The sequence below is a fragment of the Streptomyces sp. SID12501 genome (genome assembly GCF_010550245.1).
In the GTDB taxonomy this organism is placed as follows: domain Bacteria; phylum Actinomycetota; class Actinomycetes; order Streptomycetales; family Streptomycetaceae; genus Streptomyces.
Window position 1 is genome coordinate 1 of the sequence record NZ_JAAGLU010000999.1, and the last position, 394, is coordinate 394.

The following is a 394-nucleotide window of genomic DNA, read 5'->3' on the forward strand; positions in this document are numbered from 1 at the left end:
GGCCGGCTCCGTACCGGACTACGTGATCGTGCGCGGCAACGGCCACCCGCTCTACACGCTGGTCAACCCGGTCGACGACGCGCTCATGGGCATCACGCACGTGCTGCGCGGCGAGGACCTGCTGTCGTCGACCCCGCGCCAGGTCGTGCTGTACCGCGCGCTGCTCGAGCTGGGCGTCGCGAGCGTGCTGCCGCAGTTCGGCCACCTGCCGTACGTCATGGGCGAGGGCAACAAGAAGCTCTCGAAGCGCGACCCCGAGTCGAACCTGTTCCTGCACCGCGAGCGCGGCTTCACGCCCGAGGGCCTGCTCAACTACCTCGCGCTGCTCGGCTGGTCCATCGCGCCCGACCGCGACATCTTCTCCGTCGCCGGGATGGTCGAGAAGTTCGACGTC

At 69.3% G+C, this 394-nt stretch carries 1 protein-coding gene; it reads left to right on the forward strand.

The features are described 5' to 3' along the window. Positions 1-394 (forward strand): glutamate--tRNA ligase family protein (locus G3I71_RS49525; RefSeq protein ID WP_239149829.1); only part of this gene is annotated, 394 nt, incomplete at both ends.